Here is a 15359-nt window from a genome sequence, read left to right as displayed (position 1 = left end):
TATTCTGTTAAATTATTTTGATTTATTTTTATACTTTGGTTTTAGTACTTATCCTACTTTCTTTAAAATTGAAATATGCCAGAAGAGAAAAACCTAAAGTCACCAACATTCTAAAAACCATGGCTTTTATAGTTTTTACTTCGTGAATTCCTCCATTGTTGATGTAAAATTGCAAAGCAACAAAGGCAACAATTAATACAGCCAAAGCAGCTATTAAGATCCCAAAAGTCCATTTTTCTCTTTTTAAAAAACCATAAACAGCAATTAGATATAAAATGCTACAAATAAAATTTACCCAAACTATAAACAAGACATAGTTTCCTTCTTTTGCCCTAATACCAAACCAATCAAAAATCACAGAGCTACTTAAAAATAAAGTGAGCAATGCAAACAGTGCTAAAATAATAGCACTTACAGCGGTAATAATCTTTCTGTTTTTCATGTGATATTTATTTATTTATTAGTTGATTCACCAAGCCACCATTTTGGTTGGACTTGTTTTTTAATTAATCCGAATTTTTTAATAGAATGTGTTTCAATATGTGTCATTAAATCTTCCACAGAATCTGTTACAAATAGCAGTTTCATATCTTCTGGACTAATACTTTCATTTTCTGCCATTAAATGAATATGTTGGCATAATTCTTTATGATATTGCGAATCGAAAATAACAACTGGGAAATTTTGAATTACTTTAGTTTGAATTAAAGTAAGTGCTTCAAACAATTCGTCTAAAGTGCCAATTCCGCCAGGCATAACCACAAAAGCATACGAATATTTTACTAGAATAACTTTGCGTAAAAAGAAATATGGAATGTTAATCCATTTATGTAAATACGGATTTGGCTTTTGCTCAAATGGTAGAATAATATTGCAACCAACAGAATTTCCACCAGCCTCAAAAGCACCTTTATTGGCAGCTTCCATAATTCCTGGACCTCCACCTGTCATTACTGTAAATCCGGTTTTTGCTAAGGCTGCACCTATTTTTTCGGCATTTTGATAATGATCAGAATCTTTTGTAAATCTTGCAGAACCAAAAACAGTCACGCATGGACCAATAAAATGCATTTTCCGAAAGGCTTTTATAAAATTGAAGAACACTTTTAAAGCAAAGGATAATTCTTTAAAACGCGATAGAGGCCCTCTAACAAACAAAGATTCATCTGTAGATAGTTTTATTTTTTTATTAGTCTTCATACACGATATTTTTAGTTTGTTTTTTTATAACTCCAAACTGCTAATCCATTCATAACTATAGCATAAAGCAATGTTTTTAATAGCTGTGGAAGAATATCCATAAACCCAGAACCTTTAAGCATTACCATTCGCATCACTTCTACAAAGTATTTTATTGGATTAAACTCTGTAACTATTTGAGCCCATTCTGGCATACTTTCTATTGGCGTGAATAACCCACTCATTAAAATAAAAATAACGGTAAAAAACCAAGCGATAAACATAGCTTGTTGCTGGGTATCTGTAAAATTAGAAATGAATAAACCGATCCCTAAAATCACTAAAATATAAATAGAGGTATAAAAATACATGAGTGGTAAACTTCCAAGCATTGGTACATTAAATATGAGTTTTGCTAAGATTAATCCAACCGTTAATAACCCCATTCCTATGACCCAAAATGGAAAGAGCTTCCCAATAATAAACTGACTTTTTTTAATTGGAGTTACGTTAATTTGCTCTAAAGTTCCTATCTCTTTTTCACGAACGATATTCATCCCTGAAAGAAACAGCGTAATCATAGTTACCAATAAAACCAGTATTCCTGGAACCATAAAGGTTTTGTAATTTAAGGTTTCATTATACCAGAATAATGGAATGGTTTCTATATTGACTGGCTGTATTTGTTTATCTGAAACTTGAAATAAGTCTACTTTTATATTTTGGTTAAAGCTTTGTACAATTTGGGTTACATATACATTTTCTACACCTGCAGCTGCGCCATCAATTGCGTTAATGGTTATTCCTAAATTGTTGTATTTCTCTTTTTGTAAATCACGTTCAAAATATTGCGGAATTTGTAGAATAACATCTACTTTTCCTTTAAGCATTGCTGCACTTGCTATTGCTTCCGAAGGGAAATCTGTTAAAACATTAAAATAGGTGGAAGCATTAAATTTTTCTACTAAAGCTCTGGATGTGGAAGAATGATCGTTATCTATATATCCGAATTTAATATGCTGAACTTCAAAAGTAGCTGCATTAGATAAAATAACGAGTTGTAATAATGGCAAAACAAAAATGATAGGAAGCATGCCTTTATTTCTAAAGATTTGCTTGAACTCCTTTTGTATGATGTATAAGATTGTTTTCATGTGTCTATATCTATTGTTTTTCTATGGTCACATGCTGTTCGCTATTATTCATTTACTTGTCTGATAAAATTTTGAACATGCTCGATTTATATAACTTCCAGCGCAGGCCGGAATCTCTTTTATTAATTTAAAATACCTTCAAGGTTTTTAAAACCTCGCAGGAAAACGTACTTTTTTACTCTAATCTTATTTTATATTTCTTCACACTTAATGCAATAAAAAATATAGTCATTCCCAATAAAATCAAGGTTTCTTTCCATATAAATTGCAATCCTACTCCTTTGAGCATAATCCCTTTAATAATGATGATAAACCATTTTGCGGGAATAATATTACTTATAACTTGAAGTGGAACAGGCATACTTGAAATAGGAAAAATAAAACCTGATAATAAAATCACTGGAAGCATGAGTCCCATTAACGAAATCATCATTGCTGTCTGTTGTGTTTCTGAAATAGTGGAGATTAAAATCCCTAAAGCTAATGCTGAAATAATAAACAAAACGCTTTCTATTGCCAATAAAAAGAGACTTCCTTGTACTGGCATCTTGAAAATAAAAATGCTTAATAAAACAATAACTACTGCATTAATTATAGACAGAAAAATATACGGAAACACTTTACCTATAATTACCTGAATTGGTTTTATTGGCGACACTAAAAGAATTTCCATGGTACCTAATTCTTTTTCTCTAGTAATAGAAATGGAGGTCATCATTGCAGAAACTAACATTAAAATAATAGTCATTACACCAGGAACAAACATGTACACACTTTTTAATTCTGGATTGTAAACCATGCGTGTTTGTGGAACTATTTGATAAACTATAGTAATCTCTTTGTTTAATTCTTTTTGATATTTCTGAAGAATAGCATTTACATAATTACTTATCGTATTTGCAGTATTTGGGTCTGTGGCATCTGTAATAATCTGAATGCTTGCATTATGATCTTTAATTAGGTTTTTGCTGAAATTCTTTTCAAAATTTAGAACTGCTTTTACTTTTCCTTTTTTGAAAATAGTTTCAATATCTGATTCCTTTTCGATGATTTGATTAATACTGAAATATTTTGAAGCTGAAATTTTACGGATAATTTCTTGGGTAGTTGCATCTTTTGAATGATCTAAAATAGCGATATCTACATTATTGATTTCATTAGTAATTGCAAAACCAAAAAGCATGATTTGAGCAATAGGCATTCCGAAGAGTATAAACAACGAGCGTCTATCCCTAAAAATGTGGTAGAATTCTTTTTTTATGAAGCCTATGAATCGTTTCATTTCTTATTTTCTTTTTCCGCAGTTTTCACCGATTACCACAGATTTGTTAATCAAACTATATTTTTTTCTGCGTAAATCCGAGAAATCGCAGGAAACTATTTTTATAACCCGTTTACTTTTCTGCAATTCCCTTTTGTTATATCAGCAAAATTGAAGTTTACTATATAGACTTTAAAAAGTCCTCCTCTAATTATATAGGATAATTCATTTCCTGTTCTTTTTTCCATAGGTCATTTATTTTTTTCATTTCTCCCACTGATTACAACGATTACCACAGATTCTTTTAGTCTCATTTCTGCGTAAATCTGAGAAATCCGCGGGAAACTATTTTATAACCCGTTTACTTTTCTGAAAATCCCTTTTATTATACTAGCAAAATTGAAGTTTACTATATAGACTTTAAAAATCCTTCCTCTGATTATATAGGATAATTCATTTCCTGTATTTCCTTCCATAAATTACTTGTTTTTTCTCCCGCAGTTTTCACCGACTACCACAGATTCTTTTAGTCTCCTTTCTGCGTAAATCTGAGAAATCCGCGGGAAACTACTTTATAACCCGTTTACTTTTCTAAAAATCCCTTTTATTATACTAGCAAAATTGAAGTTTACTATATAGACTTTAAAAATCCCTCCTCTGATTATATAGGATAATTCATTTTCTGTTTTTTCTTCCATAAATTACTTGTTTTTTCTCCCGCTGATTTCACCGATTACCACAGATTCTTTTAGTCTCCTTTCTGCGTAAATCATAGAAATCCGCGAGAAACTACTTTATAACCCGTTTACTTTTCTGAAAATCCCTTTTGTTATATCATCAACATTGAAGTTTACTATATAGACTTTCAAAATCCCTTCTCTGATTATATAGGATAATTCATTTTCTGTATTTCCTTCCATAAATTACTTATTTTTTCTCCCGCTGATTACAACGATTACCACAGATTCTTTTAGTCTCCTTTCTGCGTAAATCTTAGAAATCCGCGAGAAACTACTTTATAACCCGTTTACTTTTCTAAAATTCCCTTTTGTTATATCAGCAAAATTTAAGTTTACTATATAGACTTTCAAAATCCCTTCTCTGATTATATAGGATAATTCATTTTCTGTTTTTTCTTCCATAAATTACTTGTTTTTTCTCCCGCTGATTACACCGATTACCATAGATTCTTTTAGTCTCCTTTCTGCGTAAATCTGAGAAATCCGCGGTAAACTATTTTTTAGACATCTGCAAAAAACTTCGTCATCCTCTTGCCAGTTTTAAAAACACATCATTCATATTATCTACCTGAAACTGTTCTTTCAATTTTTTAGGCGTATCTAAAGCTTCTATTTTACCATTTACCATAATGGAAACTCTGTCGCAATATTCTGCTTCATCCATATAATGCGTGGTTACAAAAACGGTTGTTCCTTCGCTAGCTGCTTTGTAAATCATTTCCCAAAACTGACGTCTAGTAATTGGATCTACGCCACCTGTTGGCTCATCTAAAAACACAATTTTAGGATCATGAAGTAGTGCAACAGAAAAGGACAGCTTTTGCTTCCAACCTAATGGTAATGCACCAACTAGTTTGTTCGCAACTTTTTCTAACCCTAATTCTTCAATTAAAACAGTAGATTTTTCTTTGATGCTTCTTCTTGATAATCCATAAATCCCCCCAAAAAAAGCAATATTTTCTTTAACGGTTAAATCGTCATACAAAGCAAATTTCTGACTCATATAACCAATGTTTTTCTTGATGTCTTCGGCTTGTTTATACACATCAAATCCTGCAACCTGTGCTTTTCCCGCTGTCGGTTTAGAAATACCAATCAACATTTTCATAGCTGTAGTTTTCCCTGCTCCATTTGCTCCTAGAAATCCGAATATTTCACCTTTCTCCACTTCAAAAGTAATGGCATCTACAGCTGCAAAATCTCCGTACATTTTGGTTAATCCTTCTACTTGTATGACTTTGTTCTTGTTCATATTCATTTCCCACGAAAATGGGAATCTTATTAATTTACCTGCTTTTTTTTTATACCTACAAGATTTTAAAAACCGCGCAGGATATTTTAGAAACCTGTCAGGCCTAATTAATTTATTTTGCTAATTCCATAAAGGTATCTTCAATAGTTGCTACTGTTTTTACTATTTCCACATTGGAAATATTTTTCGATTCTAAATACACTTGTAAATCTTTCGGATTAAAATCTGCTCTACGATCGGTATAATGCACAAACTCACCAAAAGGATAAACACTATGGTTATACTCGTATGCTTTTAAACTATTAATTAGCGAATACATATTATTTGCACGTACGTTGTAAATTTGTTTTGGGTAATGTTTTACAATCGCCTGAGGTGTATCTATCTGCAAAATTTCCCCATCTTGAATTAAGGCAATTCTATCACACAAAGCCGCTTCATCCATATACGGTGTAGAGACCAAAATGGTGATTCCTTTTTGTTGTAAACGTTTCAACATTTCCCAAAATTCTTTTCTAGAAACTGGATCTACTCCTGTGGTTGGTTCATCTAAAAACAACACTTTAGGTTTGTGAATTAATGCACAACATAAAGCGAGTTTTTGCTTCATTCCTCCAGATAATTTTCCTGCTCTACGATCTTTAAAAGGTTCTATTTGAACGTAAATCTCTTTTATTAAATCGTAATTTTCTTCTATCGTGGTTCCGAAGATAGTTGCGAAAAAACTCAAATTTTCTTGGACCGTTAAATCTTGATAGAGTGAAAACTTCCCTGGCATATAGCCAACGCTATTCCGAATCTTTTTATAATCTAGAACCACATCAAAACCAGCAACTGTTGCGGTACCTTTATTAGCAATTAAAAGGGTTGTTAGAATTCTAAACAACGTTGTTTTACCTGCGCCATCCGGACCAATGAGTCCAAATATTTCACCCGATTTCACTTCAAAAGAAATGTCTTCTAAAGCTTTTACATTTTTATAAGATTTGCTAATATGGCGGACAGATATACTCACAAGATTTTAATTTTGAACACTAATTTTAGTTTCCATTGTAATTTTTGAAGTAATAGAGTTTGAGATTAAACAAGCCTTTTCCGATTTCTCTAAAATTCGTTCTGTGCGTTCTCTTTTAGATTCTTCTGTAATCACAACTTCTGGAAACAATAATACTTCACTAATTACAAACTTGCCATCCACTTTTTCTAGAATACCTTTTGCCCCACATTTAAAGCTTACAAATTCTAATTTTGAATATTCCGCAATGGCTAAAAAAGTAGTCATTAAACAACTGCTTATTGCTGCTGTAAATAAATGTTCTGGAGTCCAAATGTTGGGCATTCCGCCTGGAAATTCTGGTGGTGTTGCCACTTCGATGCAATTCGTTTCGTTAGTTCCGTTATTTTTCAATTCCGGAGAACACAGCGTTCCTTTTCTGTCTTGCGTCCAATTTACATTGACGTTATACATATGTTTTTCCATAATGCTTTATTAAAATTATTTTACTGATTTTTATTGCTAATTTTCTGTGGAATTATGTATCCATAATTCCGCAGGCATTCCTATTTTTAGGCTACCATCATTTTTCACATCCACTTTTACAGCATAAACTAAAGCAACACGTTCTTCTTTCGTTTGAATTATTTTTGGTGTGAACTCTGCTTCTGAAGCAATCCAACTAATTGTCCCTTTAAAGGATTGCATAGCGTCTGCATCATCGATTTTAATTGTGACTTCTTGTCCGATTTTAATATTTGCCAATTGTGTTTCACTAATATAAACGCGTAATTGCATGGTGTTTAAATCTGCAATTTTATACAGTGGTTTTCCAAAAGCTGTAATTTCATTTGGCTCTGCGTATTTGGTTAGAACCGTTCCATTTACTGGATTAATAATTTTACTTTTTTGAATTTGATCTTCGATTTGTTTTACCTGAACATCTATGGATTTCAGTTCGTTTACCACTGGACCATTCTGTATTTCTACACTTCTAATTTGGTTTCTAATCACATCGATTTCTCCTGAAACATCATCCAATTGTTTTTGTGTTCCTGCATTATCTTTTAATAGATTCACAGCCCGATTTTTGTTGGTGTTTGCTGTTTTTAATTTTGCATTTAGCACTTGAATTTGAGATAAAACACCTTTTGATTTTGAACTAATCACAGCCTTAGCCACTTCTAGTTGTTCACGTTTTAATGCTAACGGAATGCTGTCGATATAACCTATAAATTGTTCTTTTTGAAGCACATCTCCTTCGGTGACATTAAACTGTATTAGTTTTCCATTATTCTCCGCTGAAATAGTGATCTCTATTGCTTCAAAATTTCCATAGCCATCTGCTCTTTCACTATCATTTCCGCAGGAAAATAAGCTAGAAGCCATGATGCTTAATCCTAATATGTATTTGTAGTTCTTCATGATTATTTTATTTTCTCCCGCGGATATACGCAGAATTTTTTAATTGATTATGCAAACTTTTTCTGCGTTAATCTGCGCTATCTGTAAGATTTTATTTCTTTTCTCCTTTAATAACATTGTAATTTGCTTTTGCAAGTTGTAACTGAATTTTATGTCGTACCAAAGTATTTTCATCTTCATATAAATTGGTCAATTCTGTGATATATGCTGAAGACGTAATCACGCCATTTTTAAGTTGTGAATCTGCTGTTTTCAAAACTTCCTTTCTAAGATTTATTACCTCTAAATCAGAAGTAATAAAAGCTTCCGTTTTATCTATTTCTTTTTGTTGTTGATTTAATTTAATGTTTGTATTCAGTTTAAAAATTTCTGTTTCATTATCTACAATATCTTTGTTGATAGCTAAGGATTGTCTTTGTTTTTTATTGGAATTCCAGTCGAAAACATGCCAATTCAGTTTCACACCAACAGTATAAAATGGTTGAAAGGAATTATCCAACATATTCAATCCAGGATTGCCATATCCACCAGTTGCAAAACCAAGAAGTTTTGGTCCATTTTGCTTAGACATTAGCTTTTCTGAATTTTGAATTTCTTCTTTTTTAAGCTGAAATAATTCTAATTCTGGTCTACTTAAATCTTGCTCTAATTGTGTTTCTACTATTGGATTTTGGAATTGTGTTGCAGTATTTAAAGGAAGATTTATTAAACTGGAAAGTGTTTCTATATGTGTTATTTTATTACTTGCTAATTCTTGAAACTGTTGGTTAATTTTTAATAATTCTGCCTCTAATATTTTATCAGAAGTTGGCAGAATAACGCCATACTTAATTCCGGATTGGACTTCTTTTAATTTTGCTTGTAATTGTGCTTGTTTTGCTCTTAATAACAACTCCGATTCTTGAATTAGCAAAACTGAAAAATAGATTTGGTTGATTTGCTGTTTTAGTTGATACAAGCTGACTTCTACTTGCTTTAGTTTTGTTTTTAACTGAGCAGATTTCAAATGTAATGAAGCATCTGTTGCGCCTCCATTATAAATCAATTGATTCACAGAAACCGTTGCACGATATTGATCTTTATTTAATCCTTCCATATTTGCATTTGGAATAGGAATTTCAATCACGTCTGACTGATAGGTTGCTTGTGCATCCAAATTAATTTGAGGTAATTTGGAAGTGGCTATTACAGCTGCATCTAATTCGTTTTGCGTTTCTAATAGTTTTGTTTGTTTTGCTAACGGATAATTTGACGTCACAAATAGGTAACATTCCTCCAACGTGATACTTTGTTGCGCAACACTAGGGAAAACAGTTAAGAAAATTAGAAGGATTAATAATTGTTTCATTTTATGTGTTCTTTATAGAATGGATAATAAAATTAGCAACTTCGGTTTTACGATCTTCCATTAATTGCTTGTATGCTTTATCGTCTGTATTTGTAAATGCTTTTATTAAAGGTTTGGCTACAAAAGGAAAAATATTTAAAGCCAATATATTAATGAATAAATGTTCCGCACTAATTGGTTTTAGTATCCCATTTGCAATTTCTTTATCTACTTGTTTCTTGAACTTTTCAATATTTGGAAAACCATTGGTGTCTTTCATTTTAAGAAGAAACTCTGGATTTCTATTCAATTCTTGAAGGATGAAATTTGGCAAATAAGGATGTTTAACAATGAATGTTATATAGTCTGATGTAAAGTTCTTCACCTTCGCTTCAATAGAAGAATCATCATTTAAAATAGCATTTAATTGTGGTGCTAATAAGCTAAATGCATTCTTAAAAACCGCTTCAAACAACAACTGCTTACTTCTATAATAATAATGAAGCATCGCTTTGTTAATACCTGCTTTATCGGCAATCTCTTGCATACGAGCACCATCCATTCCTTTAGACTGAAATATATTTTTAGCCGCATTTAGAATCTGCTCTTCTGTGTTTTTGTCTTTTGATTTTTTCATTATAACTACATGGTTTAACCAAGTGGTTAACAAATATATAATGAATTGTAATTGTAAAAAATGATTTATATCATGTAATCTGAATAAATCGCTATTTGTTCAGCTTTTTATAGATTAAATTAATAACTAGTACTCCTAAAGCGCCTCCTAAAGCAGAAACAATACCATTAATTATAAATAATGATGTATGAAATGTTCCGTTTTCCATTATCGATAGCGGATCAAAACCTAGTCTTCCAAAGGATTTAATTAGAAATATGCTTCCAAAAACACCTGCAATAGTATTTCCTATCACACCAAAGGAATATTTTTTAAACAACACTCCGGTACTATTAGCAGCTATTATTCCGATTAGAATACTGATTAAAGAAATTAATGTTTCTGTCATAATAGTAGGTTTGTACTAATGTCCATAATCCATTTTATCAACCTTTCCTCCCATCAGTCTTTTTTGAATAATCATGTACACAAAAAGAAGAATAAAGCCAACAATTCCCCACGTTAAAGCCACAGATAAACCATACTCAGGAGCTGCAGTATTATAAATAGTTAAATCTTCATGAATATTATTCACAGAAGGTAATATCACAGGAAATAGCGATGCTAATGAAGATGTAATTCCTCCAACTATTAATAAGGTAGATAATACAAAAGCATGACTATCTTTCTTTATTTTTTTAATAAAAAACAACCCAATTAATCCTATTAAATAAAGAAGAGGAAACACTAATAAATAAGGTCTGTCTATAAAATTATCTAAAGCATTCGGATTCACTATTTGCCATACAAAAAGAGAAAATACAGTAAGAATAGATAAGGTAATATTTAATTTTAAAATAACGTATTTAAGCTTTTTATTAACGCTGGAGTTTGTTTTTAAAATTACCCAATTCGCACCATGAATTGCTAAGGTGACCACCGAAATTAAACCAATAACAATGGTAAACCAATCGATAACTCCGGGGTTTTCGGTTAGCGGACTAAAGCTACTATTCCATAATGGCAAGAAAAAATAATGTCCTTCATGAGCAGAGATTCCGTTTTCTACACCTCCTAAATTGACACCTCTTACGATATTACCTAAAGCAATTCCGAAAAACAAGGCTAATAACAAACTAGAAACCCCAAAAGAAGTATCCCAAATATCTTTCCACATTTGATATTTAAACTGACCTCGAAATTCTAAACCAATCGCTCTAAAAATAATTAACCACAAAACGATGATTAATGGTAAATAGAATCCGCTAAAAACAGATGCATAAAAAGTTGGAAAAGCCATAAACAACATGCCACCGGCAGCCACCAACCAAACCTCATTAGAATCCCAAAAAAGACCTGCAGATTTAGCAATTACTTCTTTATCTTCTTCGGTTTTAGCAAAGAATAAATGAATAATTCCTGTTCCAAAATCATAACCATCTAAAACAAAAAACATCGCTAAAACAATTCCTATTATTATATACCAAAATATTTCCATAATTAATGTGTTTTCGGTTTTGGACCTTGATTAATAGTTTTACCAACTAAGACTAAAAAAAGCAATCCTAGTAACATATATAAAGCAACAAAACCCAATAAAGTAAATAAGGTATTACCAGAAGAAACTGTTGGAGAAACACCATCGCTTGTTTTTAATAAGCCATATACCAAATAGGGTTGCCTTCCTAATTCTGCGGTATACCAACCTGTAATATTTGCGATATAAGGAAACGGAACTAAAAACATAATAAACCAAAGTAATGGCTTAAAAGTGAACAATTTTTTTCGCCATAAAAGGAAAAGTGCCAATACCATAACCCCTATAAATATGGTCCCTAAACCAACCATTATATGATACGAATAATAAAGTGCTGGAATATTACTTGGCAATTCTTCCTCTTTAAACTGATCCATTCCTGGGATTTGTTTATCCCAATCCTGATGTGTTAAAAAGCTTAATATATTTGGGACAGCAATTTTATTATCCAATTTTTTCTCTACCATATTTGGCTGACCAACCAATACAATTTCTGCTCCAGCTTCTTCGGTTTCAAAAATGCCTTCCATAGCTGCAAAAGATGCTGGTTGGTATTTTGCTACATTTTTAGCATTCCAATCTCCTGTTGGAAAAGCAACTAAAATGCTAGAAACTAATCCGAAAGCAACACCTGTTTTCAAGAATAGTTTACCATATTCCACTTGTTTATTCCTTAAAATATAAAAAGCGCCTATACTTGCTACAACAAAAGAAGAAGTAACCACAGAAGCCATTTGATTATGTAAAAAAGCAGGTAATAACCACGGATTAGTAAACAGCGCTGAAAAGTTTTCTAAGACAAATTTTCCATTCTCTAAAATTTCATAACCTACCGGATGTTGCATCCAAGCATTGGTTGCTAGAATGAACCAACCACTTGCCCAGGAACCTAAAAACACTAAAAATCCCGTTAAGAAATGTAGCTTTTGTCCCATCAATTTTTCACCAAAAATAAAGAGTGCTAAAAAAGAGGATTCTAAAAAGAAGGAAAACATCCCTTCCATTGCTAATGTTTGTCCGATAATCCCTCCCGTTAATTCCGAAAATTTCGCCCAATTGGTACCAAATTGAAATTCCATAGGAATCCCGGTTACCACGCCCATGGTAAAATTGATAGCAAAGATTTTCATTAAAAATTTTGCTGCATTATTATATTTTTCAATTTTGGATAGTAAATATTTTCCTTTAAGAAAGACGATCAATAAAGATAATCCCATGGTTAATTGCGGAAATATATAGTGAAATGTGATAGTAAATGCAAATTGCAACCTATCGTAAAAGATCATGTCTTCCATATTCTAATTTTAGACTATAAAAATACAACACAAACGCGTAACGCTATGTAACTTTTATTACAAAAAAGCCTCTAAAAGAGGCTTTTTAAAATTAAGAAATAATAATTCAGACCTTTTTAAGAATCGTATCTAATACTAAGTCTTTATCTAATTTTTTCGTACCGAAAAACCAATCTATATAATTGGTACTAAAAGAACTTTTAATACCATTAAAATTTTTCATTTGTGCCTTTAGTGTTGCACATTAAATTCTTTAACCGCATCGCTAAGATCATATACCGCAACATTATCTATTGCATTTGAAATAATACTGCTACCTGCTGCACTTCTATATCCACCAGCGCAATGCACTACAATGGGTTTATCTGTAGGAATTTTGTTTTTAGAAGCTCTTAACTGATGTAGAGGAATTGAAATAGCATTTTTAAAAATCTTACCTTCCTCCACTTCACTAGTATTTCGAATATCAATAATAGTATATTGATTTGGGTGTTTTTTAAAGTCTTGTATATCTAATGATTTGAATGTTTCAAATGTATTAGCACCTAAAGTTATAACCGATTTGATTTGTTTTTCGTAACCAATTTTAGCTATACGGCTAAGAATGTTTTTTCTATCATCTATAGAATTAATTACTAAATGAAACGCTTCCTTAGGTGCTACAATAGAACCTAGCCATGTTTCCACTTTGTCCTCTTCGGTTTCTGCAATAATATTAATACTTCCTTTAAGATGATTTTTTTTAAAACTGGATGCACTTCTTACATCAATAATTAAACTGTTATCCTCCTTAAAATCTGTTATTCCAAACGAGAAAGGTACATCGCAAAATGCAGTTTCAAAATTATCTGCACCTTCCTTATTTATAGCAACGTTAAATCCGAAATAAGAAGGAATAAAAGGTTGATCTTTTAAAATGTGATTTTTAAACTGATCTACCGTTAAATCTTTAAAAGCCCAATTTTCATTACGTTCTCTTCCTAAGGTACTAGATGGATCTGCACTCATATTTTTACCACATAAAGAACCAGCTCCATGCGCGGGATATACTAGTGTAGCATCTGTTAAGTGATTAAACTTATCTTTAATTGTATAGTACATACTTTGTGCTAATTCTTCTCTTTTTGCTTTCATATTACCTGCTTTTTCTCTTAAATCAGGTCTTCCAACATCCCCTATAAATAAAGTATCTCCAGAGAACATGACATGATTATTATCTGCATCTGTAGCAATGATAGTAATACTATCTGGAGAATGTCCGGGAGAATTAATTGCAGCATATGTAATATCGCCAATTTTAACAGTATCTCCATCATCAAATGCCTGGTGTGTATACATAGCACCAACCAATTTACTTACATAAATTTTTGCGCCAGTCTCTTTATGTATTTGCAAGTGACTACTCACAAAATCTGCATGTGGATGTGTTTCAAAAATCGCTGATATTTTTGCATTATGTTTTTCTGCTAATTCGTAATAAGGTTTTGGATCTCTTGATGGATCCACAATAGCCATTTCATTATTACTTATTATAGCGTAAGAATAATGAGCCAATGGTTTATCTTCAAACTGTATAACATTCATAATTTTTATATTTTTATGTGTATTAATAGGATAAAAAAATTAGTGATCTTATAAATTTAAAACTAAAATGGTAAAACAGCATTATATTTTTCTATTTTGATAAGAATACACTATTACTAATGAATTAAATAAAAAAAGAGCCTTTAATATAAAGACTCTTTTTAAGTTTAAAATTATTTTACTTTTTAAGAATCGTATCTAATACTAAGTCTTTATCCAATTTCTTTGTACAGAAAAACCAGTCTTTACAATCTAAACCTTCTGTTGATGTCATTCTTTCTTCAGCAACACCACATGATCCGGCAGGAGATACAATAACATCATCTCCAGGATTCCAATCTGCCGGAGTTGCCACGTTAAATTTGTCGGATGTTTGCATTGCAATCAACGCTCTGTATAATTCATCAAAATTACGTCCTAAACTTAATGGGTAATAGATTAATGCACGAACTGTACTTTCTGGATCTACAAAAAAGACCGCTCTAACCGCTTGTGTTTTACTTTCTCCAGATTGAATCATTCCATATTTTTTGGCAACATTCATAGAGATATCTTCAATTAAAGGAAATTTAACTTCAATGTTTTTCATTCCGTTAAATTCAATTTTCTCCTTAATAGTTCTTAACCAAGCGATATGACTGTATAAACCATCAATAGATAAACCTATAAGGCTACAGTTAGCTTTTTTAAACTTATCCTCTAAATGTGCAAATGTCATAAACTCTGAAGTACAAACTGGAGTGAAATCTGCTGGATGGCTAAATAATATGGACCATTGCCCTTTATAATCTGAAGGGAAATTAATTTCACCTTGCGTTGTTGTAGCTGTAAATTCAGGAGCCTTATCTCCAATTCTTGGCATGGTAAAAACTTCTTGTTTTTCTGTTGTTTCTAAAGTATTCATAGTGGTATCGATTTTATTTATTAATAGTATAAAATTACACCACAACCAATTATTGGTCTGTAACATTTGTCACTTAAACTACAGCAAATTC

Annotated in this window: 15 protein-coding genes; all 15 read right to left on the bottom strand. The window is 31.6% G+C overall.

Going from position 1 to position 15359, the window contains the following annotated elements; translation table 11 throughout:
• Positions 1-28 precede the first annotated feature (28 nt).
• The 15 genes from ACVCXO_RS01585 to ACVCXO_RS01515 all read right to left on the bottom strand — a co-directional run bounded on the left by ACVCXO_RS01585 (position 29) and on the right by ACVCXO_RS01515 (position 15268).
• Positions 29-442 (bottom strand): hypothetical protein, encoded by a 414-nt coding sequence (locus ACVCXO_RS01585; RefSeq protein WP_452227850.1) that lies wholly within the window; start codon positions 440-442, stop codon positions 29-31.
• Positions 443-453: 11 nt separating this feature from the next.
• Complete coding sequence (locus ACVCXO_RS01580) at positions 454-1200, bottom strand: LOG family protein (protein ID WP_452227849.1); 747 nt, start codon at positions 1198-1200, stop codon at positions 454-456.
• An 11-nt stretch (positions 1201-1211) separates the two neighbouring features.
• Positions 1212-2333 (bottom strand): ABC transporter permease, encoded by a 1122-nt coding sequence (locus tag ACVCXO_RS01575; protein WP_452227848.1) that lies wholly within the window; start codon positions 2331-2333, stop codon positions 1212-1214.
• Positions 2334-2508: 175 nt separating this feature from the next.
• Positions 2509-3615 carry an ABC transporter permease gene (locus ACVCXO_RS01570; RefSeq protein ID WP_452227847.1) on the bottom strand — a complete coding sequence of 369 codons (1107 nt, stop codon included), beginning with the start codon at positions 3613-3615 and terminating at the stop codon, positions 2509-2511.
• Between the two features lie 1242 nt (positions 3616-4857).
• Positions 4858-5586 carry an ABC transporter ATP-binding protein gene (locus ACVCXO_RS01565; protein WP_452227846.1) on the bottom strand — a complete coding sequence of 243 codons (729 nt, stop codon included), beginning with the start codon at positions 5584-5586 and terminating at the stop codon, positions 4858-4860.
• A 112-nt stretch (positions 5587-5698) separates the two neighbouring features.
• Positions 5699-6601: an ABC transporter ATP-binding protein gene (locus ACVCXO_RS01560; protein WP_452227845.1), complete on the bottom strand. Its 903-nt coding sequence runs from the start codon at positions 6599-6601 to the stop codon at positions 5699-5701.
• Between the two features lie 6 nt (positions 6602-6607).
• On the bottom strand, positions 6608-7066 hold the full coding sequence (locus ACVCXO_RS01555; RefSeq protein ID WP_452227844.1) for an OsmC family protein: 459 nt from the start codon (positions 7064-7066) through the stop codon (positions 6608-6610).
• Between the two features lie 36 nt (positions 7067-7102).
• A complete protein-coding gene (locus tag ACVCXO_RS01550; protein ID WP_452227843.1) occupies positions 7103-8005 on the bottom strand; it encodes an HlyD family secretion protein in 903 nt (300 codons plus the stop codon).
• Positions 8006-8096: 91 nt separating this feature from the next.
• On the bottom strand, positions 8097-9353 hold the full coding sequence (locus tag ACVCXO_RS01545; protein WP_452227842.1) for a TolC family protein: 1257 nt from the start codon (positions 9351-9353) through the stop codon (positions 8097-8099).
• Between the two features lies 1 nt (position 9354).
• Complete coding sequence (locus ACVCXO_RS01540; protein ID WP_452227841.1) at positions 9355-9969, bottom strand: TetR/AcrR family transcriptional regulator; 615 nt, start codon at positions 9967-9969, stop codon at positions 9355-9357.
• Positions 9970-10060: 91 nt separating this feature from the next.
• Positions 10061-10357, bottom strand: a complete 297-nt coding sequence (locus ACVCXO_RS01535) for a hypothetical protein (protein WP_452227840.1) — start codon at positions 10355-10357, stop codon at positions 10061-10063.
• Positions 10358-10372: 15 nt separating this feature from the next.
• Positions 10373-11446, bottom strand: a complete 1074-nt coding sequence (gene cydB / locus ACVCXO_RS01530) for a cytochrome d ubiquinol oxidase subunit II (protein ID WP_452227839.1) — start codon at positions 11444-11446, stop codon at positions 10373-10375.
• Between the two features lie 2 nt (positions 11447-11448).
• Positions 11449-12780, bottom strand: coding sequence for a cytochrome ubiquinol oxidase subunit I (locus ACVCXO_RS01525; RefSeq protein ID WP_452227838.1), 1332 nt, complete (start codon positions 12778-12780; stop codon positions 11449-11451).
• A 231-nt stretch (positions 12781-13011) separates the two neighbouring features.
• Complete coding sequence (locus tag ACVCXO_RS01520) at positions 13012-14364, bottom strand: MBL fold metallo-hydrolase (protein WP_452227837.1); 1353 nt, start codon at positions 14362-14364, stop codon at positions 13012-13014.
• Positions 14365-14542: 178 nt separating this feature from the next.
• Positions 14543-15268, bottom strand: coding sequence for a peroxiredoxin (locus tag ACVCXO_RS01515; protein WP_452227836.1), 726 nt, complete (start codon positions 15266-15268; stop codon positions 14543-14545).
• Between the last annotated feature and the right edge of the window lie 91 nt (positions 15269-15359).

The sequence above is a fragment of the Lacinutrix sp. MEBiC02404 genome (assembly GCF_053601575.1).
This window is presented reverse-complemented; position numbering and strand designations above follow the sequence as displayed.